General features: G+C 70.4%; 18 protein-coding genes and 1 pseudogene. 6 read left to right on the top strand and 13 right to left on the bottom strand.

The annotated features are described in order from the left end of the window. Window positions 1-266 precede the first annotated feature (266 nt). The 5 genes from ACGF3J_RS36305 to ACGF3J_RS36325 form a co-directional block, all read right to left on the bottom strand. A complete protein-coding gene (locus ACGF3J_RS36305; protein ID WP_393855774.1) occupies window positions 267-1,403 on the bottom strand; it encodes an FAD-dependent oxidoreductase in 1,137 nt (378 codons plus the stop codon). Between the two features lie 257 nt (window positions 1,404-1,660). Continuing rightward, the gene (locus ACGF3J_RS36310; RefSeq protein ID WP_393855775.1) at window positions 1,661-3,088 is read right to left on the bottom strand and encodes an amidohydrolase family protein; all 1,428 of its coding nucleotides are present in this window, start codon (window positions 3,086-3,088) and stop codon (window positions 1,661-1,663) included. A 183-nt stretch (window positions 3,089-3,271) separates the two neighbouring features. Continuing rightward, the gene (locus tag ACGF3J_RS36315; RefSeq protein WP_051351870.1) at window positions 3,272-3,676 is read right to left on the bottom strand and encodes a RidA family protein; all 405 of its coding nucleotides are present in this window, start codon (window positions 3,674-3,676) and stop codon (window positions 3,272-3,274) included. A 77-nt stretch (window positions 3,677-3,753) separates the two neighbouring features. Next, complete coding sequence (locus ACGF3J_RS36320; RefSeq protein WP_393855776.1) at window positions 3,754-4,617, bottom strand: alpha/beta fold hydrolase; 864 nt, start codon at window positions 4,615-4,617, stop codon at window positions 3,754-3,756. Next, a complete protein-coding gene (locus tag ACGF3J_RS36325) occupies window positions 4,614-5,531 on the bottom strand; it encodes a fumarylacetoacetate hydrolase family protein (RefSeq protein WP_393855777.1) in 918 nt (305 codons plus the stop codon). Before ACGF3J_RS36325 ends, ACGF3J_RS36320 begins: the two co-directional genes overlap by 4 nt. A gap of 439 nt (window positions 5,532-5,970) precedes the next feature. On the opposite strand from ACGF3J_RS36325, the gene ACGF3J_RS36330 reads away from it, so the two are divergent. Beyond that, entirely contained in the window at window positions 5,971-6,642 is a 672-nt protein-coding gene (locus ACGF3J_RS36330; protein ID WP_393855778.1) for a FadR/GntR family transcriptional regulator, read from the top strand. Between the two features lie 367 nt (window positions 6,643-7,009). Then, window positions 7,010-8,620: a purine-cytosine permease family protein gene (locus tag ACGF3J_RS36335; protein ID WP_393855779.1), complete on the top strand. Its 1,611-nt coding sequence runs from the start codon at window positions 7,010-7,012 to the stop codon at window positions 8,618-8,620. An 80-nt stretch (window positions 8,621-8,700) separates the two neighbouring features. Here the strand turns inward: ACGF3J_RS36335 and ACGF3J_RS36340 are convergent, their stop codons facing one another. Continuing rightward, entirely contained in the window at window positions 8,701-9,948 is a 1,248-nt protein-coding gene (locus ACGF3J_RS36340) for an MFS transporter (protein WP_393855780.1), read from the bottom strand. Window positions 9,949-10,088: 140 nt separating this feature from the next. Here ACGF3J_RS36340 and ACGF3J_RS36345 point away from each other — a divergent pair, with 140 nt between their 5' ends. After that, window positions 10,089-10,790 (top strand): FadR/GntR family transcriptional regulator, encoded by a 702-nt coding sequence (locus ACGF3J_RS36345; protein WP_393855781.1) that lies wholly within the window; start codon window positions 10,089-10,091, stop codon window positions 10,788-10,790. A gap of 96 nt (window positions 10,791-10,886) precedes the next feature. Here ACGF3J_RS36345 and ACGF3J_RS36350 read toward each other — a convergent pair whose 3' ends face one another. The 4 genes from ACGF3J_RS36350 to ACGF3J_RS36365 form a co-directional block, all read right to left on the bottom strand. Next, window positions 10,887-12,971, bottom strand: coding sequence for an iron ABC transporter permease (locus ACGF3J_RS36350; protein WP_393855782.1), 2,085 nt, complete (start codon window positions 12,969-12,971; stop codon window positions 10,887-10,889). Then, window positions 12,968-13,942, bottom strand: a complete 975-nt coding sequence (locus ACGF3J_RS36355) for an ABC transporter substrate-binding protein (protein ID WP_393855783.1) — start codon at window positions 13,940-13,942, stop codon at window positions 12,968-12,970. Before ACGF3J_RS36355 ends, ACGF3J_RS36350 begins: the two co-directional genes overlap by 4 nt. Continuing rightward, window positions 13,939-14,748, bottom strand: coding sequence for an ABC transporter ATP-binding protein (locus ACGF3J_RS36360; protein WP_393855784.1), 810 nt, complete (start codon window positions 14,746-14,748; stop codon window positions 13,939-13,941). The genes ACGF3J_RS36355 and ACGF3J_RS36360 overlap by 4 nt, the downstream gene beginning before the upstream one ends. Window positions 14,749-14,914: 166 nt before the next feature. Further along, the gene (locus ACGF3J_RS36365; RefSeq protein ID WP_393855785.1) at window positions 14,915-16,180 is read right to left on the bottom strand and encodes an MFS transporter; all 1,266 of its coding nucleotides are present in this window, start codon (window positions 16,178-16,180) and stop codon (window positions 14,915-14,917) included. A gap of 229 nt (window positions 16,181-16,409) precedes the next feature. On the opposite strand from ACGF3J_RS36365, the gene ACGF3J_RS36370 reads away from it, so the two are divergent. Next, window positions 16,410-17,195 (top strand): AraC family transcriptional regulator, encoded by a 786-nt coding sequence (locus tag ACGF3J_RS36370; RefSeq protein WP_393855786.1) that lies wholly within the window; start codon window positions 16,410-16,412, stop codon window positions 17,193-17,195. A gap of 70 nt (window positions 17,196-17,265) precedes the next feature. Here ACGF3J_RS36370 and ACGF3J_RS36375 read toward each other — a convergent pair whose 3' ends face one another. Both ACGF3J_RS36375 and ACGF3J_RS36380 read right to left on the bottom strand, forming a co-directional pair. Further along, on the bottom strand, window positions 17,266-18,039 hold the full coding sequence (locus ACGF3J_RS36375) for a siderophore-interacting protein (protein ID WP_393855787.1): 774 nt from the start codon (window positions 18,037-18,039) through the stop codon (window positions 17,266-17,268). Between the two features lie 130 nt (window positions 18,040-18,169). Continuing rightward, window positions 18,170-19,468: a CynX/NimT family MFS transporter gene (locus ACGF3J_RS36380; RefSeq protein ID WP_393855788.1), complete on the bottom strand. Its 1,299-nt coding sequence runs from the start codon at window positions 19,466-19,468 to the stop codon at window positions 18,170-18,172. A gap of 114 nt (window positions 19,469-19,582) precedes the next feature. On the opposite strand from ACGF3J_RS36380, the gene ACGF3J_RS36385 reads away from it, so the two are divergent. Beyond that, window positions 19,583-20,386, top strand: coding sequence for a helix-turn-helix domain-containing protein (locus ACGF3J_RS36385; RefSeq protein ID WP_393855789.1), 804 nt, complete (start codon window positions 19,583-19,585; stop codon window positions 20,384-20,386). Between the two features lie 79 nt (window positions 20,387-20,465). Next, window positions 20,466-20,958: pseudogene (locus ACGF3J_RS36390) on the top strand (DUF4265 domain-containing protein). A gap of 551 nt (window positions 20,959-21,509) precedes the next feature. Here the strand turns inward: ACGF3J_RS36390 and ACGF3J_RS36395 are convergent. Then, the gene (locus ACGF3J_RS36395) at window positions 21,510-23,819 is read right to left on the bottom strand and encodes an FdhF/YdeP family oxidoreductase (protein WP_393855790.1); all 2,310 of its coding nucleotides are present in this window, start codon (window positions 23,817-23,819) and stop codon (window positions 21,510-21,512) included. Between the last annotated feature and the right edge of the window lie 207 nt (window positions 23,820-24,026).

Raw genomic sequence — 24,026 nt, forward strand, 5'->3', positions numbered from 1 at the left:
CCCTTCGGGGAGGGCTTGCTACTGGTCAGGCTGATTGCGGGCGCACACGCAAGAGTTCCGGACCCTCCCCCCGGTGATCGCGGGGAGAGCAAGCGCTGTCCGGCCGCGTGTCCCCATGCCCGGGCGCGCGAAGACCAGGTGGTCAACAAGATGCGGGACGTGTGGTGACGCCCATACGCCGCGTCAAACGAGGCGGCAAGGCAGAAGCAGCCGGGAGGCGCAGCCCTGGCCCGGGGGCCGTCTCTGCTTCCAGGCGGCCGAGCGGGTCAGTGGGCTGCCAGGGAACCCATTGGCTGGTGCCGCGCGCCGCGGTTGAGGTTCCGGTCGAACCACTGGGTCTGGGACAGGCGCCCGAGCGTGCGGGCGCGGGCTCCGAGCAGTGGGCTTGGGCAGTGGCCGAGCACGAAACCGTAGTAGTAGGACCAGCGTTGCACGTGGTCGGTGATGGCTTTTTGCCGTCGCTCCCATTCGGGCAGAACGGTGGTGATGTCCTTGTTCTGTTCCGCGAGGGCGGCTAGGGCCATCGCGTTGATGAAGGCGGTGTTCGCGGCTTGTCCCAGGTTGGGCGGCATGGCGTGGGCGGCGTCGCCGAGGACGGCGGCACAGCCAGCGCTCCAGCGTCGGCAGCGGACGTTGACCAGGCGGTCCCACCGGCCGTCCTCGGCGAAGCGGTGCACGAGGTCGGCGACAGCGGGGAAGTCGGCCGCCCACAGATCGCGGTCGACGGGGAGTCGTCCGGCGCGGTCGTCCCCGACCGGGGCGCTGAGGAAGATGTAGTCCTGGTCGTCGGTGCAGGGGTTGAACAGCAGGCGCCGTGCTCCGTGCCAGTACTCGATGATCGTATCGTCGGGTTGGTCGTCGGAGCGGTCGATGAGCATGCGGATGCCGGCCTGGCTGCCGAAGTCCATCCATGCGGTGCAGAAGATCGATTCGCGCAGGCGGGAGTACGCGCCGTCTGCGGCGACGACCAGGTCGGCGCGGCTCGATTTGTCGTTGGCGTACTCCATCCGGCCGTCCGCGGACATTCCGGTGACCAGTGAGGACGTGACGATGTCGACGCCGTAGTACTCCGCGCGGGCGATCAGCGCGGCGTAGAGGTCGGCCCGGGGTGGCAGGAGCATGCGGTCGCCGGGGCCGGTGTAGCGCGACATCAGCGGCTTGCCGCGGTGGTCTGCGATGCGCCATTCGCGGATGGTGCGTGCCCGCTTGGTGGCCTGGTCGAAGGCCCCGAGGGTTTCCAGTGTCTGCAGGCCGCTTTCCCACAGCCAGATTCCGGCACCGTACATGCGCAGTTCGTCGTTACGCTCATGCAGCCGTACGTGCCAGCCGAGTTGGGCGAGCCGGGTGGCCAGGGTGAGACCGGCCAGGCCGGCTCCTGCTATTTCTGCGGTTCGCGGTGCCATCCGTAGACCTCCAAGATGCGTTGGAAAGTGCCTGGATCGGGGTGGAGCCGTCAGAGTGCGGTGTTGAGTACGGCACAGGCGCGGGGGCGACCGTGCCGGGGCGGGGCTGTCAGCGGTTGCGTCTCGTCTGGGACGTTGTGCGGTGTGCTGCTGCAGGGTGTCGGGCGGAGATTGGGGGTTGCCCGGCCGCCGGGGGTGATCCGGCGGTCGGGGAGTGAAGCATCCGGGTCCGGCCCGGCGGCTGGAGGCGCGGTGCGCTATTCGGCGGCGGCCGCGACCTCGTGCTCGCGCTTTTGCAGGTCCGAGACGAGGTCCTCGCGCTGCTCGGTGCTCCAGTCGAGTTGGGTGACCGGGCGTTCGCCGCCCTCGAAGGCGCGCTCGTAGGACATGACCTCGAAGCCGTAGTCGTGCGGCAGGTAGTTGTTGCGCAGGTAGCGGGTGCGGATGTCGTCGGGGAAGGTCTGCAGTTCGCCGGCGAGGACGACATGCGTGATCTTGCCCGGCGTGTAGAGCAGCTTGAGGTTCACGCTGGGGTCGCCGTCGACGACGATCAGGTCGGCGAGTTTGCCGACGGCGACCTCGCCGACCTCGCCCTCCAGGCCGACCATGGGGGCGTTGTTGAGCGTGCCGGCGCGGATGGCCTCCAGAGGTGTCATCCCGGCGTATTCCACGAGGAGTTCGAGTTCGCGGGCGTGGAACTCGCCGTAGGGGACGACGGCGAAGCCGCTGTCGGTGCCCATGCCGAACTTGACGCCGGCCGCGTGGGCCCGGTGCAGGGAGTCCATGGTTTTTTCGTTCATGCGCTTGGTCGCCTCGGCGATGCTGGGGCGGATCCCGGACAGGTGGGAGAACTCGACGATGTGGTGCATGAACAGCAGGGTCGGGACCAGCGGGATCTGGGACTTCGCCAGCTTGTCAATCACCTCGTCCGTCATCATGTTGCCGTGCATGATGTGGTCGAAACCCGCGTCGACGGCCGCGCCGACCTCGTCCGAGCCCCGGGCGTGGATGGTGATGCGCCGGTTGAAGCGGTGTGCGGTGTCGGCGCACAGCTTCATCTCGTCGTTGCTGAATGCCTGGAATTCGCCGAACGGGCTGTCCGCCAGTTTGATCAGGTCGACGCCGTTCTTCACCTGGTGGCGGATCTCGGAGACCATCTCGTCCGCGGTGTTGGTCAGCCGTCCGGTGCTGGCCTCCGGGTTGCCGGTGGTGTCCGGGAACCAGTCGGTGAGGCCGTTGCTCGTGGTCAGGTACCGGCCGGCGGTCGTCATGCGGGGGCCGTGCACGAGCCCCTGCCGGATGCCTTCGCGCAGGCCGACGCCGATGTAGAAGGAGCCGCCGGGCTGGGAGATGCTGGTCACCCCGGCGTGCAGCACCTTTTCGATGTTGGCCGCGGCGATCAGGGTGCGCAGCTCGGCCGGGGTGTACATGCTGATTTCTTCTTCGGTGCGCGCCAGCCCGTAGGTCATGTGACAGTGCGCGTCGATCAGTCCGGGCATGACGGTTTTGCCGCGGGCGTCGATGCGCTGCAGTGTGACACCGCGGGGTATGTCGGTTTCTGCGTCGACGCTGCCGAGCTTGACGATCCGGTCGCCTTCGGCGAGGACGTCACAGGTGCGCAGAATGGTGGAGCCATCGCCGGTGATGACGTCCCCGCCTTCGATCAACATCCACTGCTTCGCCATTGTCCAACTCCTGCTCTTTGCCGTTTTCCGCCGGGGCCTCCGTGGTGCGGGGGTCTCGGGCTTGCGGTTTTGCTGGTCGTTTCGAACGCACCGGGCGTACAGGTGGGGCGGGTCCGCGGGCGGGCGGTGCCGACTGCTTGGGGAGAAGCGTGGGCGCCGCCCGCTCGCGGTGGGCCGCTGGGTTTAGCCGATGGCGAGTGCTTCGATCTCCACGCTGAACTGCTCTTCGACGAGGCCGGAGACGAGGACGAGGGTGTTGGGCGGGTATTCGCCGTTGGGGTAGATCTCGGCGAAGACTTCCCGGCGGGCGTCCATGAACTCGGGGATGGAGGCGCGGTCGACGATGAAGGTGTTGAAGCGCAGTACGTCGGCGAAGGTGAGGCCGATGCCGTTGAGGACGGTCTGCACGTTGGCGAAGGACTGCTTGGTCTGGGCGTAGATGCTGCCGTCGCCGGGCAGGGAGCCGTCCGGGAGTCCTCCCAGCTGGCCGGCGATCGAGTGCACGGTTCCGGTCCCGCTCGAGGCCGGCGAGTAGGCGCCGTACAGCTTGCCCAGGTCGGGGATGTGCGGGGTGAACTTCACGGACATGGGGTGCTCCCGTTCAGAGGATGAGGTTGTTCAGTGGGGTGGGGCTGGTCGCCGGCGGGTCCGGGTGGCCTTGGGCGTCAGAAGGTGCGTTCGCGGCCGTGCCGGGTGGCGGTGTCGGCGAAGATCCAGTTGAGGGCGTCGATGAAGGCGGCCGGCCGCTCCCAGTAGGGGGCGTGGCCGGTGTCGCGGATCCAGGCCATGGGCAGGTCGGGCAGGCGGTCCATGCTGGCGCGCCCGGTCTCGGCGGAGACGATGGTGTCCTCGCTGCCCCAGATCATTCCGACGGGTGCCCCCTGGTCGGCGAGGCGTTGGGCGTCGGCTGCGATGAGGTGGTCGTTGATGGGGCCTTCGAAGTGGCGGCCGATGGCGTCGAAGGAGGCGTCGGCGCCAGCGGAGTTGTTGATCCTGGATTCCTCCAGGGCCCAGGCGTCGGTGACTCGCGCGGTGTCGTGGATGAGGGCGGTGAGCTTGCGTCGGCAGTCCTCGACGCCGCGCTGCTTGAGGATGACCTGGCTGATGTTGGCGCCCTCCTTCTCGTCGAGCGGGACGACGCCGAGGGTTCCCACCATGGCCAGGCGGTGCACGGGGGTGGTGGTGTTGCGTGCCATGTAGCCGCCGATCTGGCCGCCGAGGGAGGTTCCGATGACGGTCAGCCGCGAGTGGGTGTACTGGGCGGCGACCTTGCTGGCGATGTCGGCGCAGTAGGGGACGGTGAAGGGGATGGTGCCCTTGTCGGCGAAGCCGTGGCCGGGCAGGTCCAGTGCGAGGACGCGGTAGCCCTGGGCGGCCAGGGGCTCGAGCAGGGGGGTGAACCGGTCGGCCCGCGAGCCGACGCCGTGGATGCACAGGACGAGGTCGCTGCCCGATCCTGCGTCCAGGACGCGGGTCTGCACGCTTTTGCCGTCCGCCTCGACGTGGACGGGGTATTGCCTGGTGGTCACTGGGTGGCTCCTCCTGTGGGGGTGTGTGCCGGGGTGGGGTGGGCGATGGTGTTGCGCAGGGCTCCCAGGCCGCTGGCCTTGATGACGACTTCGTCGCCGGGCTGGAGGTAGCGCGGGGGGTTGAAGCCGATGCCGACGCCCTGGGGGGTTCCGGTGGCGATCACGTCGCCCGGCTGCAGGGTGATTCCGGCGGAGAGGGTCTCGATGATGGCCGGGATGTCGAAGATCAGGCGGGAGGTGTCGGAGTCCTGGCGGAGTTCGTTGTTGACGAATGTCTGCAGGGTGATCTTGTCGGGGTCGACTTCGTCGGCCGTGGTCACCCAGGGGCCCATCGGGCAGAAGGTGTCCAGGGACTTGCCCAGGAACCACTGTTTATGGTCGCGCTGCATGTCTCGGGCGGTGACGTCGTTGATGAGGGTGTAGCCCCAGACGTAGTCGAGGGCGTCGGCCCGCGGGATGCGATAGCCGGGCTTGGAGATCACGATGCCGATCTCGCCCTCGTAGTCGAGAGCGGAGGTGATGTCCGTGTGCGGGTCGATCTCCTGGCCGGGGCCGATGACGGAGTGGGCCGGCTTGGTGAAGATGACGGGCTTGTCGGGCACCTCGGCGCCGTCGGCGGAGTGCGTGGCGTCGAAGCCGCTGCGGGCGAACTCGGCGGCATGGTCGGCGTAGTTTCGGCCGACGCAGAAGATGTTGCGGTCCGGCACGAGGGGGGCCAGCAGCTTCCAGCCGGGGGGCCCCGGGCGGGTGGCCAGCCGGGCGAGTTCGTCGCCCGAGAGTCCGACGAGTTCCTGGAGGCGAGTGTAGGGCCGCTGGTTCTTCTCGTCCCACACGATGCGGGGCTCGGCGCCCTGTTCGTCCAGTACGCACAGAACCGGCCCGTAGTTCTCCGTATGTGAGCGCGCGAAGCGCATTGATCCTCCGGTTGCGCTAAACCAATGTGAACCTTCGGCTCACCATAGGTATCGATTGGTTGGCCGTCAATGGTTGCGCGCGGCCCCATTCCGTCGCCCCGCATGGGGCAGGCCCCCCGGCGCGCCGCCCGGGGCGGCAGCCTGCGAGCAGCGGGGTCTTTCGGAGCCTCGGTCGGCAGGCGAAGGCTCCGCAACACCCGCGAGCGGCGCGGGCGGCCGGGTTGCCCGTCGACCGTTCGAAGCTGCGGTGGAGGGGTGCATCGAAGGCTGCAACACGCCTCCTGCAGGGGGCGCTCGGGCCGGGATATCGCGCGCTGGCCTGGGGTGAGCCTGTTAGGCTCCTGGGCTCAGGAGGAGGGGCTGTGCGCCATTCCTCCAGCAGACGTAGACCGTGGCGGCCACGATGGGTCGCATTGGTTGTTCCGGGGAGGTGGCAGAAGTGCAGACTGTGGGGCCCGCGGCGGTGGTCCGTGCGCACATCGCGCAGGTGATCAGCGAGGAGAAGCTTGCCCCTGGCGCGCAGCTGCCCACGGAGCGCGACCTCGCCGCGTCGACCGGAGCCAGTCGAGCGGTGGTCCGGTCCGTGCTGAAGTCCCTGGCGGACGAAGGCGTGGTCGTGCGGCACGTGGGGCGCGGTACCTTCGTCGCGCCCGGCACGGAGGCCGAGCCGGCCGCCCAGGCAGGCGCGCCCAGTCCGGTCAACATCATGCAGGCGCGTCTGGTGCTCGAGCCGGAGTTCCTGCCCACCGCTGTCATCTCCGCCACGGAACAGGACCTGCGGGAGATGCGGCGCTGTCACCAAGAGGGCGAGCAGGCCGCCAGCTCCGCGGAGTTCGAGCACTGGGACACGCTCCTGCACCACAGCTTCGCCGTCGCGACCCACAATCCGCTGATCGTGGAGACGAGCCGGCTGCTCATCGACAGCCGGCACCAGCCGGTGTGGGGCCGGCTCAAGCAGCGCACCTACAGCCCCGGCCTGCAGCAGAACTACTGCCAGGAGCACGAGGCCATCGTCAGGGCGATCGAGGAGCGCGACCCCGACGAGGCCCGGCTGCGCATGCGCGCCCACCTGCAGCACGTCTCGCGCGAGCTGTTCGGCCACAGCCTGTGACCGCCTCGCGCCGCTGACGCCCCGGCGTCGCTGATCCACCGCCAGAACCTGCGCCCCTGCGCCGCCGCATGCCTGCCAGTCGGCGGCACTCGCGACGGGTCCAGCCCGGCCGCCGGTCCGCGCAAGCACGGAGGCGGTGCCCCGCGGACTTTTCCTCACCGAATGGTCGACAGGCCCGGGGGGCCGGTGTACCGTCTCGCCCCAACAACCAATGGCCCTCACTGGTCTAAATAGGTTCACCAGTGGGTGGCCTCCCGGCGGCCCCGCGGCCGCCGCGGCTCTCGGGCGTACGGCACCCGCCCAGTTCGGCGCTCCTCCCTGCTTTGAGCGCATCCGGTTGAGGTTTTGAAACCCAGCGAGGACACACATGAGCAACCCCTCTTTCGAGGTCTCCTTCCACGATGACCCGGCGGTTCTGAAGGCTGCCGCCACCGACGATTTCTCGGGGCATGTGGTGCCCCGCAGCTGGCGCAGCTCGCGCGGCTCGTTGTCCATGGCGTGGCTGTCGGTGTTCAGCGCCATGTTCTGGCTGGTCTTCCCGCAGACCCTGGCGCTGGCGGTGGGGGTGCGCGACACCCTGATCGGCATGGTGCTGGCGGCGGTCGTCATCTCCGTCGCGGCTGCCATCGTGGTGCCCTACGCGGCCCGGACCGGGACGAGTCTGGCGATGTTCAGCCGCCGGCTGATGGGTTATTGGGGCGGCGCGCTGGTCAGTCTGCTGGTGGCGGTGACGGCCCTGTACTACTGCGCGTTCGAGACGTCGATCATCGCGATCGCGTTCCATGAGTACGCCGGCACGCTGCCGCTGCAGGTCTGGTACCTGCTCGCGGTCGCCGTCGCGGTCGCGCTCGCCTTCGGCGGCGTGCGGGTGTGGCTGGACAAGTTCAACGCCTGGCTGCTGCCGGTCTATGTGGTCGGCATCGTTGCCGCCGTGGTGTGGGCCGTCGCCGAGTTCGGTTACGACTCCGCCTGGATCTCCTACATGCCCGCCCGGCCGGTCACCACTGTGGGGCCGGGCTGGGTGCTGTCTTTCAGCGGCTACCTCAGCCAGCTCGTCTTCATCATGTACCTGTGGGACTTCGCCCGGATGTCCCGCACGCAGCACGCGACGTATCACGCGCGTGTCACCTTCGGCCTGCCGTTCTGGCTGGTCACCTTCGTGCTCAACGGCCTGGCCGGGCTTTTCCTGGCGCAGACGATCGACATCCGCGGGGCGTTCTCGGAGACCTCGGCCGTTTTCGCGCTGATCTCCTTGATGGGGTTCGCCGGGGTACTGCTCGTGTGGGTCACCCAGAGCCGGATCAATACGACCAACTTCTATGTGGCGTCGCTGAATCTGCAGGCGTTCGGCAGCCGGGCGCTGCGCTGGTTCAGGCCGCGCTACGTCTGGGCGGCGGTCGCGGGCGTGCTGGTCTACGTCCTGATGCTGGCTGACGTGATCGGTTTCCTGCTCACCGCGCTCAACTACCAGACGGTGTTCGTGGCCGCGTGGGTGGCCATCGCGTGCGTGCACATCGTGCGCTCGCGCACCGCGCCGCCGTCGGCGGCGGCCGACGAATTCCGGCCCGGCCGCCTCACGCTGCTCAACCCCGCGGGCCTTACGTCGTGGCTGTGCTCGGCCACGGTCGGCGTCCTGCTGCTGGCCTTCGCCGGAGACTTCGGCGCCACCTGGGCGATCATCATCGTCCTTCCCCTCGCTGCCGCCCTGTACGCGCTGCTGGATCGGTGGCAGCCGGTGGGCAGGGCCGTCCTGATCCGCCCGGGCGACCTGCGTGAGGAGGTCGAGGACGCCTGGGCGGCCCGCATCAGGTGCGCACGCTGCGCACAGAGTTACGTCGCCTACGAGATGGACCGCGACCCTGCCAATGAGGACCGTCCCATCTGCTCGCTGTGCGGTGACACGGCGCCCGGCTTCTACCGGACCGCCGCGCGCGAGGCGCAGGCCGGGCCGGAGCGCAGCCCGGAGACGGCGGCATAGCATCGCTGGTCGCATCTGGGCAACTGCTCCTTTCCGGTGTCGTGATGCCGGCCCGGGGATCGTGCTCGTGCGGGCTGGGGTCAGTGCGGGCTGTGCTCGCGGGCGCGGGGGGCGTCTGCGGCCGTGTCCTGCTCGGGCGTGATCTCGTGGCCGGGGCGGGGACGGCGCGTGCGGGTGAGCGCAGCCACCAGGGCGCTGGAGGCGAGTGTGAGGGCTGCGATGGCGAGGATGGCCGGGGGCAGCGCTGCGGTGCCGTGGGCGCCGATGACGGCTCCCAGGGCGACGGGGGCCAGGGCCATGCCGATCATGGAGGCGGCGATGACGTAGGCGAACCGGTTGCCGTGGGCGTGGCCGGTGGTCGCCATCCAGGTCAGGCCGTTGGGGAAGATGGGGCCGATGAAGAAGCCGGTCAGCAGGTAGGCCCAGGCGGTCATTGAGCCGTGCAGGGCGAGAGCGGACGCGCCGGTCATGCCGATGCAGCTGGCCACCACGAGGGGGGCCAGGCCGACACGCCGGTGCAGGGCGGCCGCGACGAACCGGCCGGCGACCATGGCCAGCCAGAAGCCGGACGTGGCCAGCGCAGCGCCGGACGCGGTGAAGCCCTGGTCGGCCAGGACGGTGGGTTCCCAGTTGCCGATTCCGGACTGGGCACCGAAGTGTGTGACGTACAGGGCGAGGAAGCCGAAGGCGACGGCCACGCCGAGGCCCCGGCGGCGCGGGCTGTGGTGGGTGTGCTGCCCGGCCTTGGGAACCAGCTCGTGCGGGCCCGGCGAGGGAGCCACGCCCTTGAGGGTGGCCGCGCCGATCAGGCCCATCACGGCGATCACGGCGAAGACGATGCGGTACTGGGCGGCCCCCACCGCGGCGATCAGCGCGGGGGCGGCGGCGGTACCCAGGCCGAAACAGGCGTGCGCGATGTTGACCAGGGCTGGGCCCCGGGCACCGGTGCCGACGATGAGCAGTTGCGTGATCAGGACGTCGCAGCCGCCCAGTCCCACACCGGTGATCACGGCGCCCGCCAGGATCAGGGGCCAGGTGGGCGCGGTGGCCACGATCACCGCGCCCGCGGTGACCAGGCCCATCGAGGCGGCCAGGGCGGTCCGGTTGCCTCGGCGGCGCATGAGGGGCTGGCTGAGCAGGACCCCGACGACCGCGCCCAAGGACTGCATGGCCAGCCCGGTCCCGGCGGCCGTGTCGTTGATGCCGTACTGGTCCTTGAACGCGGGAATGGACGGCCCGTAGGCCGCCGTCAGGGCGCCGATCGCGGTCATTGCGATGAGGCACCCCGCGATGGCGTTGCGCTTGAACAGTGACGTCGTGGCTACCACGGAACCTCCTCCTAAGAGCTAAAGAGTAAAAGAGCAACCCTATTATGCAGCGCGAGTAGACTAAAGGGCAACCCAATCCGGTGGGAGGCGACAGATCCGCCTCACAACGACGCGCGGATGCGACGCGGAGGACAACGCACATGACGCACGCCAGCGAGGCGCCCAAGCGCTCGGCCCTGGTCGGCCAGCTGATCGACATCCTGCAGCGCAACATCCAGGCCGGCCGGTGGCCGGTGGGCGCGAAACTGCCCACGGAGGCGGAGCTGTCCACCGAGTACGGCGTCAGCCGGATCACCTTCCGGCAGGCCGTCCAGGCGCTGGTGCACGTCGGGGTGCTGGAGACCGTGCAGGGCAGCGGCACCTTCGTGCGCGCCACCACCGAACTCGACGCCGTGCTGACCCGCTACGTCGGCGGCGAGGACCTGACCACGGTGCTGGAGGTCCGGCTGGCCATCGAGAGCGAGGCCACCGCGCTGGCGGCCGTGCGGGCCGCACCCGGCGACATCTCCGTGCTGGAGGAGATCATCGCGGCCTCGCGGGCGGCGCTGGCGCGCCAGGACGGCGAGGAGCTGACCCAGCTGTCCACCCGGTTCCACCGCACGATCGTGCAGGCGGCCGGCAACACCATCCTGGCCCACTTCTACCAGGCCATCCACGACGGGGCGGAGCGCTCGGTACGCGAGACGACCGCGCCGGAGGACTTCGGTGCTTTCGTCGACCAGCACGCTGCCATCGTCGAGGCCATCCAGGAACGCGACAGCGGGCGCGCCCAGCAGCTGGCCCGCGCCCACCTCGCTCCCCTGGTCTCCGCAGCGCCGGCACAGCCCGGTCGCCCGCAGTGAGCCGGCGCCCCGCAGGCTGCCGTACCGCGGGCTGCCGTGCTGGCGGCACGGCCCTGGCGTATCGCGGCCGCGGTGCCCGGCGCTCCTCTCGCGCCGTCAGGTCCTGCTCCGGATGAGCAGATAGAGGAAGTAGGGGGCGCCGATCAGGGCGGTGGTGATGCCCGCTCCGAGCTGACCGGGGGCGATGGCCCAGCGTCCGACCAGGTCGGCCAGGGCGACCAGGCAGGCCCCCAGCAGGATTGCGGTCGGGATGACCCGCAGGTGCCGGCGCCCGACCAGGGCGCGTGCCGCATGCGGTGCGACGAGCCCGACGAAGACGATGGTGCCGGCCGCGGCGACGGCGACCGCGCTCAGCAGCGCTGCCACCGCCAGCAGGGCCAGGCGCTGACGGGTCAGGCGCACGCCCAGCAGGCGGGGGGTGTCCTGGTCGAGCGCGATCAGGTCGATCGAGGAGTGCATGCACAGCGCGAACACCGCCCCGACACCGAGCATGACCGCGACGGGCAGGGTGTCGGCCAGGGTGCGGCCGTAGGTCGATCCTGACAGCCAGGTCAGTGCCTTGACCGCGTTGGCCGGGTCGGTCAGCGTGATGACCAGCCCGACCAGCGCCCCGGTCACGGTGCTGGTGCCTATGCCGACCAGGACCAGCCGGTTCTCGGCGAAGCCGCTGCGTGCGGTGAGGCCGAAGACCAGGAGGGCGGCGGCCACCGCCCCGGCGAAGGCGGCGCCGGAGAGCGTCCATCCGCTGGCCGCGGGCAGGATCGTCAGGAGGGAGACGGCTCCCAGGGACGCGCCGCCGGAGATGCCCAGGACACCGGGTTCGGCGAGCGGGTTGCGGGTGGCGGCCTGCACCAGGGTGCCGGACAGCGCCAGCGCCGCCCCGGCCAGCAGGGCTGCCAGAACCCGCGGGATGCGGGTGTTCAGGATGAACGTGATGCCCGGCGGGGCTTGGTGGCGGGCGAAGTTGACGACGTCGCCGCCCAGCAGGGTGGCGTCGCCCAGCAGGACGGCCGCCGCGGTGATGGCCACGAGGGCGGCCAGGGTGCCCGCGGTGATCACGGTGAACCTGCGGCGGCTGACCAGGCGCAGCCGTTCGGTGCTGGTGGTCGAGCGCAGGGTGTTGCGCCGCGACAGCGCCACGGTGATCAGCGCGGCGCCGCCGATCAGGCTGGTGATGGTGCCGGTGGGCACGGTGACGGCGGTGTCGGCGGGCAGCAGGGCGCGCAGTGCCACATCCGAGCCGAGTACGAGAGCCGCGCCGGTCAGCCCGGCCACGGGGATGCCCAGCCGGGCCTTGACCAGCGACGTGCTGGTGCGGGCCAGGAAACGGACTACGGCCGGGGCGCCCAGCCCCACGAAGCCGATGGGTCCGGCCAGGGTGACGGAGACCGCGGCCAGCAGGCAGGCCAGTGCCACCACCAGGATGCGGGTGCTGGTGACGGGGACACCGACCGCTCTGGCAGCGTCGTCCCCCAGCGCCAGGGCATCGAGCCGGTGCGCCAGAGCGATGAGACCGATCAGGCCGATCAGGGCCAGCGGCAGCGTCTGGCTCAGCCCGGGGAAGCCGTCCTGGCTGATGCTGCCCTGCCCCCACTGGTACAGGCCCTGGGCCTGTTTGGGGTAGAAGAGCAGCAGCGCGTAGATGACCGAGCCCAGGCCCATCGCGAGCGCGCTGCCGGCCAGGACCAGCCGTACCGGAGATGCGCGGCGTCCGGCAAGAGCCAACACGAGGACGGCCGCGGCGAGGCCGCCGGCCAGGCCCACGGCCGTGGATGCGATGAACGGCAGCGACAGGCCGGTGATCGTGGTGAGCGTGACCGCCAAGTAGGCGCCGTTGGAGACGGCCAGGGTGTCCGGGGACACCAGGACGTTACGGCTGACCCGCTGCAGGGCCGCGCCGGCCGCGCCGAGGCAGAAGCCGACCAGGATCCCGGCCAGCGCCCTTGGCAGGCGGGAGCTGAAGACGACGGAGGTGACGGTGCGGCCGGCGTCGCCGGTGAGTGCGTCCCACACCAGGGCACCGCCGACCTCGGCGGTGCCCTGGCACATGTTGATGACGGCCAGCGCGGCGACCACACCGGTCAGGGCGGTGACAAGGACCGAGGCCGCACGGAGGCGAGAGCGGGCCGGGGCAGAGGCGGCCGCAGGGACCTCGGCCCGCTTGGCCGTCTGCACGCTCATGCGGTCAGGGCCTGGGCGACCGCCTGGGCGTAGCGGCCCATCGAGCGGGGGCCGCCGAACTGCCAGATGGTGTCGTCCAGCCGGTGCACCTTGTCGTGCTTGACGAAGGGCATGGACTTCCACAGCGCGTTGTGGGTCATCTGCTGCTTGAACAGGTCGTTTTCCTTGCCCGCCCAGGGGATGTAGAGGAAGGGGACGTCACCGAGCCGGGTGAGGGCCTCGACGTCGGTGGTGACCAGTCCGCTGTTCTCCTTCGCCGTGAGCGTCCAAGCGCTCTTGAGCCCGATCAGCTCATTGATGGCGCCTACCTGGGAGCCGCTGGTGAAGGCCCGGATGCTGATCTGGTTGGAGGTCTTGTAGCCGTCGGCGTTGGCCACCTTGGTGCCCTGCAGCCCGGCGTCGGCGATAGCCTGACGGCTCTTGGCCACCTGGGCGTCGAAGTCCTTCTTCGCCTTCGTCGCCTTCTCGGCGGTTCCGGTGGCCTTCGCCAGCAGGTCGAGGTTGGTCATCATGCGGCCGACCTGGTCGCTGCGATCGCCGTCCTGGAGCACCAGGACCGGGGCGATGGCGCGCATCTGCTCGACGGCCGCGCTGGACAGGGTCTGGGTGGCGACGATGAGGTCGGGAGACAGGCGGGCGATGGTGTCCATGCTCGGCTCGCCGCGGGTGCCGATGTCGGCGGGCTTGGTGCGCAGCGGCGCGGAGTGGTTCCACCGGGTGTAGCCCTTGATGTCGGAGATGCCCACGGGGTTGATGCCGAGCGTCACCAGGTCCTCGACCGGCATCCACTCGGTGGCGATGACCTTGGTTGCAGGGTGGTCGAGGGTGATGCGGTGCCCGGTGGCGTCGGTCAGCGTGACCTTGCTCCCCGGCCGGTCGGCGGCGTCGGTGGCGGGCTGGGTGGTGCCGCAGCCGGACAGCAGCAGGGCGGAGGCGAGGGCGGCCGCGCCCAGGGTGAGGATCTTGTTCATCGGGTGGTGTCGGCCCTTTCGTGGCGCAGGTGGTGGCGGCCGACGGCGCGGGTGCGCAGGTGGCCGGTGAGCGGGTCGGTGGAGGTTTCGATGCGGATGCCGTAGACCTCGGTCAGCTGCTGGGAGGTCAGCACGGTGTGCGGGGGGCCGGTGGCGCGCAGGCGTCCGTCGCACAGCAGCGCGATCTCGTCGGCCACGGCGGCCGCCTGGTCCAGGTCGTGCAGGACGACGCCGACGCTGATGTTGTGCTCGTCGGCCAGCTCCCGGATGCAGTCCAGGAGTTGGACCTGGTAGCGCAGGTCGAGGTAGGTGGTGGGTTCGTCCAGCAGGAGCACGTCGGTGTCCTGGGCGAGGCAGGAGGCCAGCCACACGCGTTGCAGTTGGCCGCCGGAGAGCTGGTCAGCGGCCCGGTCGGCGAGGTCGGCAATGCCGGTGAGTTCCAGGGCCCGCTGCACGGCGTGGGCCGCCTGCGCATCGCGCCCTCCGAAGGGTCCCCGGTAGGGGTGGCGTCCGAGTTCGACGACGCTGCGTACGTCCAGGCCGGAGGGGACGGGCCGCATCTGCGGCATCAGCGCCACCTGCCGGGCGAAGGCGCGCTGGGGCAGGGCGAGGGCGTCGGCGGGCCGGCCGTCTGCCGGGGTGAGGGTGATGCGGGCCCCTGCGTGTACGGGCTCCAGGCGGGCCAGGGCACGCAGCAGGGTGGACTTGCCGCTGCCGTTGGGGCCGACCAGGGCGGTGACCTTCCCCGGCCGCAGGGTCAGAGCGGCCTGGTGCAACACCTTGCGCCGGTCGTAGGACACGCTCATCTGATCGGCATGCATCGCAGTGCCGGCTCGGCGATGCGGTGCTGGGTGGTCATGTGTCATGGAAGACTGCCTCGTGTACTCAAAGGCCCCGTGTCACGGCGGCGTTGGGCAGGCGGAAGGGACCCCGGGGCGCTCGAGGTTGAGGCACCGGCGGTGGGGTGGGGTGCTAGTCGGTGGCGGGCTGGAGGGCGCCGGTGCGGGGCGGGGCGGGGGTGGTGTAGTTCCAGAACGCGCGCACGGTGAGCGCTGCCACGACGACCAGGACGAGGCACACCAGGGCCGCGCCGGACCAGGCGAGGGTCAGGCCGGCGCCGGAGGCCATGGCGCCGGCCCGCAGATCTCCCAGGCGCGGGCCGCCGGCGACGACCACGGTGAACACGCCCTGCATCCGACCGCGCATCTCGTCGGGGGCGTAGGTCTGCAGCATGGTTTGCCGGTAGACGGCGCTGACCAGGTCGGCGGCGCCCGCGCACATCAGCAGGGCGACCGTGATCCACAGGGTGCGGGTCAGGCCGGCCGCGGCGACGGCGATCGCCCACACGGCCACCGCGCCGGTCAGAGCCACCCCCTGGCGGCGGACCTTGCCGATCCAACCGCTGAAGACGGCGGCGGCGATGGCCCCGATGGCGATGGCGGAGTAGAGCAGGCCGGCCCCGCCGTGGAAGCGGGTGGCGGCGGCCTCGGGGAACAGGGCGGTCGGCATGGCCAGCACCATCGCGGCGATGTCCAGGGCGAAGGACATCCACAGCACCGGGTGGGAGGCGATGAAGCGCAGCCCCTCCCACACCATGCGGGCCCCGCTGCTCGTGGAGATGTCTCCCTGCACTGTGATCGGGGGGAGCCGGACGGCGGCGTAGAGCAGGGCGGCGAACAGCAGCGCGTCCAGCCCGTAGCAGACGGCGTAGCCGTGCGGCAGCGCCACCAGCGCACCGGCGACGAGCGGGCCCGCGACCTGGCCCAGGTTTCCGGCGGTCTGGCTGAGGGTGTTGGCGGCCGAGACGAGTTCGCCGGGCACCACCCGCGGGATGATGGCCCCGCGCGCCGCGGATGACACCGCGAACGCCGCACTCTGCGCGGCGACGAGCACCAGCAGCAGGCCCACGGAGCCGGCCTCCAGCAGAGCCTGCGCGAACAGGCCGGCCGTGACCAGCCAGGTCACGGCGGATGCAGCGAGGTACAGGCGGCGCCGGTCGACACGGTCGGCGACGGCGCCGCCGTACAGGCCGAAGATCACCAGCGGGACCAGGCCCACCAGGCCGGTCAGGCCGACGTAGAGGGAGGACTGCGTGAGGTGATACACCTCCAGCGGCACCGCGACAGTCGTGATCGCGGTCCCGATGTACGACAGGCCCTGTCCCGCCAGCAAACGGCGGTAGGCGGGCACGGCCAGCGGGCGGGTGTCCATGGCCGCGCCGAAAACCTTCCTGGCCACGCGGTGCGGTCCGGGCCCCGGGTGATCCCGTGTCTCGGCCGGGCGCGTGGGTGGTGCTGTGCTCATGAGCAACACCCTGCCAACCGGCATTAAGGTTAGGCTTCCCTAAACTGGCCGTCCGGTGTCGAAAAACGGCCACCGGCTAGGCCCGCCAAGCGCGGACAGTGGCCGGATGCGCCACCCAGCACCACGCGGCAGCGGGTGGCGGTCCCCGGTAAAGTGCGAGCAGATGTCTTCAAACAGCCACCCGGTTTCGGCGGAAGCCAGCAGCACGTGGGACCACCACCCCGCCGGCCACACCATCGAACGGCACCGGCACCTCTTCCACCAGCTGATCTACGTCAGCTCCGGCGTCTTCGCGGTCCGCACCCAGGAAGCGGCCTGGGTGATCTCCAGCGCCCGTGCCATGTGGGTGCCTGCCGGCACCTGGCACCAGCACCGGGTCTACGGCGCCAGCCGCGTCCACACCTTCGGCTTCGCCACCGACGACCCGCCACTGACCTGCGACGCACCCACCATGGTCACCGTCGGCCCCTTCCTGCGGGAACTCCTCATCGCCTGCAGTGAACCCGGCCTGCCCGTCGAGGAGGCTGGCCGCATCCAGGCCGTCATCCGCGACCGGCTGCGCCGCTCCCACATCCAGCCGCTCGTCCTGCCCGCCCCGCAGGATGCCCGGCTCGCCCATGCCTGCACGCTGGCCGAGGACGACCTGACCCAGCCGCGGACGGTGACCTGGCTGGCCCGGCACTGCGGCGCCAGCGAACGCACCCTCACCCGCCTGTTCCGCACCGAGTTCGGCATGACGTACCCCCAGTGGCGCACCACCGTCCGCGTCTTCCACGCCATGATCAAACTCGCCGAGGGGGCCACCGTCACCGAGGCGGGCCGGGACTGCGGCTGGGCCACCACCAGCGCCTTCGTCAACGCCTTCACCCGCACCGCGGGACAGACCCCCGGCGCCTACCGGACCACGATGCGCGCGGCGGACCGTGCGGCCGCCGCCCCGCCCGGCTGAACCCGGCTGACCGGCGCTGCCGCGTGTCGCGGTACCCGTGATCGCCAACTCCGCGCGGGCGGGCGGCCGGCTAATGCTCGGTGGCGTTCCAGTAGCCGAGGGCCACGCAGTTCTTCCTGTCGAGGCCGCAGGCGCGCAGATACGTTTTCACGGCGCGCACCTGCCCGGCTTCGGCAGCCACCCATTGGTAGGACGCCGGGGCAGGGGGCGGCAGCGCGGCGAGGCCGTCCAGGAGGCGGCTGTCTGCCACCCCGTTGCCCGAGCCGACGAGCGGGAGAAGTTCCAGGCGGGGGTGGGCCGGCAGGTACTCGAGATCGCTAGGATCCAGTACCTCGGCCAGCGCTGTCACGCGGATGTGCGGCGCGGTCGCCGCGAGGATGCGGGCCAGCGCCGGCAGCCCGGCGAGGTCGGCGAGCAGGTAGTAGTGGTCCGTCGCCGCCCCGGGCGGGCGGTGCCAGCAGCGCGGTCCGGCCATCAGCAGCCGCCATCCCGGCTGCGCGGCGTCGAACCACTCGATCGCGGGCCCGGCTCCGTGCCGGGCGACATCGATCGCCATGACACGTGTGTCGGGGTCGAAGGAGCGGACGGTGAAGTTGCGCCGGCCGATGCTGCGGCTGTCCTCGCTCACCTCCCAGCCGCCGTGCGCGTGCGGTGCGTGGGAGGGGTGGGTGTCGAGCAGGTGGCCTTCCTCGGCAAAGTACAGGCCGACCGACTCGTCGCCGGGTGTGGCGGGCGCGTAGCCGTAGCCGGGGCGGTCTGCCGTGATGGCGAACTCGACCCGGAAGATGCCCTTGGTGAGCTCTGTCTTGCTGAGGAAGGTGCCTACGAACCTGTCCCAGGCCATGGTGTGTCTCCGAGCTGTGCTGCGGCCGGACGTCACCGTCCGGCCCGTGGTTGTTCCAGGTCAGCGGCCCGCACGAGGGGCGGGTGGCCCCGGTGTACCGGAGGCACGGTGTCCCTCGGGGAGGTGCGCGTCAGGAGATGCCTGCTACGTCCTGCTGTCCCGCCGGCTCGGGCGCCATGGGCAGGTCGTCGTCGATGAACCGGGGGCGTGAGGCGGCGATGCCGCTCACCACGGTGAGGCCGACCAGAACGAAGAGGAGCACCAGGGAGCCCGACCATCCGCCGGTCCACGCGTTGAGCAGACCGAACAGGATGGGGCCGGCACCGGCGAACAGGTAGCCGATGCCCTGCACCACCCCGGAGGTGGCCGCGGTGGTCTCCGGTGTCCGGGCGCGCATCCCGATGAAGGCCAGGCTCAGCGAGAACAGTCCGTTGCCGATCCCGAACAGGATCATCCACAGCCAGGTCCCGGACGTCGGCGCCAGCGCCAGTCCGGCCAGAGACGCGGTGAAGCAGCAGCCGAGGACGATGACGACCAGCCGGTAGTGGCGCGGATTGATACGGGCGATGATCACCGAGACCGGCATGCTGACTCCGGCGAGGACGGCGACCATCGTGCCGGCGACGTGGCTGGCGATCCCGAGATCGCTCAGGTACAGGGCGAACCAGCCGAAGGCGATGTAGGCCAGGGCGGACAGCGATGCGAAGAAGAGGGTGAGGGCCAGCACGGTCCTGCTCTTGATCAGGTCACGCAGCGCCGGGCGGGTGCCGGATGCCTCCGGGGCGGCCGCCGCAGCGGAGGCGGTGCGCTGCGGCCGGGCCAGCATCCACGGGATCGCGGCCACCACTGGCAGCACGGCCCAGGCCGCCAGGCCCCAGCGCCAAGTCGAGAAGAAGCTCGCGATCGGCTCCGTCAGCCCGGCCGAGGCCATGGTGCCCAGGCTCAGGGCGACGACGTAGACGGACGTCTTGGGGCCGACACGGTCGGGAAAGTGCGTCTTCACCAGCGACGGCAGCAGCACGTTGGCCACCGCGGCACCGGCGAGCGCCAGCGTCGACAGCACGAGGAAGACGGCGAAGCTCGACGTCACCGCCCGCGACAGCAGGCCGATCACCGACACCGCCAGGGCGATGAGCAGCGACCGGTGCAGTCCCAGTTTGCGGGCCAGGACCGGCACGGCGATCCCGGCGGCGGCGAAGCACAGCACGGGCAGCGTCGTGAGGAAACTGATTCCGGTGGTGCCGGCGGACAGCGCGTCCTGGATGTCGCCAAGCACGGCGCCGACGCTGGCCACAGCGCTGCGCAGTCCGAAGCCGGTCAGGAACAGAGCGAGGGTGAGGATCACGGTGTGCGGGTGTCGGGCGGGGCGCCCGGGCGTCTGCGACAGGCCGGGCCCCGGCGGGGACACCGGGTGAACGTTCTTCTTCATACCTGCGAGCCTGGCAGTCGCACCCCCGCGAAAACTTCTGCTGTTCGGTCACCAAGTATCGAAATTCTGCCAGGGCGTTTACGGTGGCCTGGAGCGATGGGAGGAGGGCTGCCGGTGACAGCCGTGAAGGGCGAGACACATCCGCACACCGATGCGCTGCCGCCGCAGCCGCACCGCCCGCACGTCGGCGCGCGCACGGAACGCTACCCCGCCGGCATCCACATCGCGCTGCACTGGCACGACGAGTACCAGCTCATCTACGTGAGCTCGGGCCTGATGGCCATCCACACCGCGCGCGGCACCTGGGTCGCCTCACCGGGCCGGGCGCTGATCATCCCCGCCGGAATCGAGCACGAGCACCGCACCTACGGCGACACCCTGCTGCACCTGTTCACCTCCGACGGGCCCGGACTGCTGGACCGCGGAGCCAGGACACCGGAGGTCATCGCCGTCGACGCGCTGGTGCATGAGGTACTGAAGGCCGTCACCGACGAGAGCCTGCCCTCCGAGGAGACCGACAACCTGCGGCGCGTGCTCTTCGACCGGATACGCCGGACCCCGGTCACCGGACTGCGGCTGCCCGCACCCCGCGACCCCCGCCTGCGAGCCGCATGTCAACTGGTTCAGGCGAACCTGGAGCAGGCGTACTCGCTGCCACAGCTGGCCAGGCTGACCCACGCCGGCGAACGGACCCTGGCCCGGCTGTTCAAGTCCGAGTTCGGACAGACCTACCCCCAATGGCGCACCCACGCACGCCTGTTCCACGCCATGACCCGGCTCGCCGAAGGAGGATCGGTGAGCCAGGTGGCCCTCGAGTGCGGCTGGTCGACCTCCAGCGCCTTCATCGACTCCTTCCGCCGCGTCATGGGACAGACCCCGGGCTCCTTCCGGGAACCCGTCACCCACAGCCAACTGTAGGAGCCCCGCTTGCGGACCGCCGGAACGGGGGCGGTCGAGGCGTGCAGGTGGCTGCGCGATCATCTGGACGGTGACCTCTATGACCCCGGCCGGGCTCGCCGCTGCTGGAAGCAATCGGATCAAGGCGTGGTACCGGTTTGTGCCGCGTGACGGCTGGCTTCCCTATGACACTGAGGAGCTGTGGGCCGCGCGACTGAGCGATGATACGGCCAAGGTGGAGAACGCCCCGTTCTTGCAGGACGGGGTGGCCGAGGGCGAGATCGTGCGGTTCGTGACGGACACCGAGGGTGTCCACTGGGCGAAGGAACGGGTCGCGTCGGACAACTGCACCATCCGCATCCTGCCCGTCCCCTCCGGCCCGCTGGGGCGCAGCGCTCAGGCCGTGCACGAGCGGCTGGCGCCGTTCGGCCTGGGCGGCGAGGTCTTCAGCGAGGAGTTTCCGTTGGTCGCCTACACCGTGCCGGCCGATGCGGACCTCGGTGGGATCACGGCATTGCTCGCCCGCGGCCAGGCGGACGGGAGGTGGCACTTCGAGGCCGATCTGTGTCACCGATGCCTGGCGCGACGCGTAGGTGAGCTGCCGGTGCCTGCTGCACTCGCGCCGTCAGTATGCGAGGCGGGTGGACGTGGAGGTGCTCGACTTTCGACAGCGCGTCCGCGTTCGCGAAGTGCTCGAGCACAGAGTTCGCGGAGGCCGGGCTGCGGATAACGACTTTGTGAACGCAGGGAGTTGAGGGCGTCGAAGGTGAGGTTGCCGCAGGCAGCGGCCAGGGTGCGGAGCTGATCGCGGGCGTCGGTCCCCCGTCGTCACACGGCACAGCCCGCCGCATCTGCCCCACGGACGCCGCCGCCTCGATGACGATCTCTGGCCACGGGCATGGGCACAAGATCGGCAGAGTGCTCCCCCGCGGCCGCCTGCTTCACCTGTCGGTGAACGCCGTGGCAGCGCGCCGCGGGCACCGCCACGGCGTGCACCGACAGGGCCGGCCGCCGCCCGGGATACCCGGCTGATGGCCTGGGGCGGATGGCCGCCGTGCAGCGCCTTGCGGCGTCGTACGCGGCCACGCCGCCCGGACACAGGCCCATCTGGCCACGCCCGGTGGCTTCCAGCCGGCGCCGCGGGTCACCCCGCCCGAACAGCCGCCCGCACTCGTGCCGGCTCCAGGCGTACGACGACGCCTTTGGAGGTGGGGGTGTTGCTGACGTCAGCAACGCTGTCGAGCGGGACCAGGACGTTGGTCTCCGGATAGTAGGCGGCGGCGGAACCGGGAGGGGTCGGGTAGGCGACCACGCGAAAGCCCGGGGCGCGGCGCTCCACGCCCTCGCGCCAGACGCTGACGAGGTCGACCTCGTCGCGGTCCGCAAGCCCCAGATCCTGCAGATCGGCGGTGTTCACCAAGACGACCCGGCGGCCGTTGTGGATGCCGCGGTAGCGGTCGTTCATGGCGTAGGGGATGGTGTTCCACTGGTCGTGCGAGCGTAGCGTCTGCAGGATGAGGTGCCCCGCGGGCGCCTTAAGCATTGCGAAGGCGTTGGAGGTGAAGACGGCCCTGCCGCTCGGGGTCGGGAAGCACCGCTCGTTGACCGGGTTGGGCAGCCGGAAGCCGCCGGGGCGGGCGACGCGGGTGTTGAAGTCCTCAAAGCCCTCGACCACCCGGGCGATACGGTCCCGGATCGTGCCGTAGTCGGCCTCGAAGTCCTCCCACGCGATGGGCGGCTGGGAGCCGAGGGTGCGGCGGGCCAGGCGGCAGATGATGGCGACCTCGCTGAGCAGGTGCGGGGAGGCCGGGGCGAGGCGGCCGCGGGAGGCGTGCACCTCGCTCATGGAGTCCTCGACGGTGACGAACTGCTCGCCACCGGCCTGGATGTCGAGGTCACTGCGGCCCAGGGTGGGCAGGATCAGCGCGATCTCGCCGCAGACGGTGTGGGAGCGGTTGAGTTTGGTCGAGATGTGGGCGGTGAGCCGGCAGCGCCGCATGGCCTCTTCGGTGAGATCGCTGTCGGGGGTGGCGCGGACGAAGTTGCCGGCCACGCCGAGAAACACCTTGGCGCGCCCGTCGTGCATGGCGCGGATGGAGTCCACCGCGTCCAGGCCGTGGTGGGCAGGCGGGGTGAAGGCGAACTCCCGCCCGAGGGCGTCAAGGAACGCCTGCGGCATCCGCTCCCAAATACCCATGGTGCGGTCGCCCTGCACGTTGCTGTGCCCGCGCACCGGGCACACGCCCGCTCCGGGCCGGCCGACGTTGCCGCGCAGCAGCAGGAAGTTGACGACCTCGCGGATGGTCGGCACACCGTGCTTGTGCTGGGTCAGGCCCATGGCCCAGCACACGATGATCTTCTTACTGTTCAGCACGCGCTGGTGGACATTTTCGATCTCCGCGCGGGTTAGGCCGGTGGCGTCCAGGACCTCGGGCCACGCCACCGTCCGGGTGTGCTGGGCGAAGGCGTCGAAGCCGGTGGTGTGGGTGTCGATGAAGGTGTGGTCGAGGACCGTGCCCGGGGCCTGGTCCTCGGCCTGCAGGAGCAGCAGGTTCAGTGCCTGAAACAGGGCGAGGTCGCCGCCGGGGCGGATCTGCAGGAACTGGTCGGCGATCGCGGTTCCGCGCCCGATCACCCCGCGGGGCTTTTGCGGGTGCTTGAACCGCAGCAGTCCGGCCTCCGGGAGCGGGTTGACAGCGACCACTTGGCCGCCGTTGCGCTTGGTCTGCTCCAGCGAGGACAGCATCCGCGGATGATTGGTCCCGGGGTTTTGTCCCACGACGAAGACCAGGTCGGCGTCGTGGATGTCCTGCAGACTCACGCTGCCCTTGCCGATGCCGAGCGTCTCGTTCAAAGCGGCGCCGCTGGATTCGTGGCACAGGTTGGAGCAGTCCGGCAGGTTGTTCGTGCCGAAAGCCCGGGCGAACAGCTGCAGTAGGAACGCCGCCTCGTTGTTGAGCCGGCCCGAGGTGTAGAAGAGGGCTTCGTCCGGGGAGTGCAGGGCGCGCAGTTCGTCGGCTAGCAGGTCCAGCGCCTCGTCCCAGCCGATCGGTTCGTAGTGGTCGGCCCCGGGCCGTTTGACCATGGGTTCGGTGAGTCGGCCCTGCTGGTTGAGCCAGTAGTCGGACTTGCCCGCCAGTTCGGAGACGGGATGCCGGCTAAAGAAGTCGGCGGTGATGCGGGCGGAGGTCGCCTCGTCGTTGATGTGCTTGGCGCCGTTCTCGCAGTATTCGTTGCGGTGGCGCTGGTCGGGGGCGGGCTCAGGCCAGGCGCATCCCGGGCAGTCGAAGCCCTTGACCTGGTTGATGTTCAGCAGCGTCAGCGCGGTACGCCGCGGCGAAGTCTGCTGCAGGGAGTACTGAATCGCGTGTGCGACCCCGGGCACGCCGGTCGCCCACGTCTTGGGCGGGGTGACGGAAAGACGCTCCTCGCCCGGGTCTTCGCTCGCGCTCATTGATCGGACCGCCTTCTTCACCGCTCGTGGATGCTGGCCGACAGCGGGGACATCTGAGGAAGGTCAGCGGCCCCGAGCATGGTCTATGGGGCATGCCCCGCATGCACTGTGGCTGCGTGGTCCAGCCGTGGTCAAAGCAGTCGTTTCGATTGCACGACAAGCGCCGCCTATCACGCGAGGCCACTCGGCCCGTGGAACCGGGAAGAG

This window comes from Streptomyces sp. NPDC048171 (assembly GCF_043202655.1).
Lineage (GTDB): Bacteria > Actinomycetota > Actinomycetes > Streptomycetales > Streptomycetaceae > Streptomyces.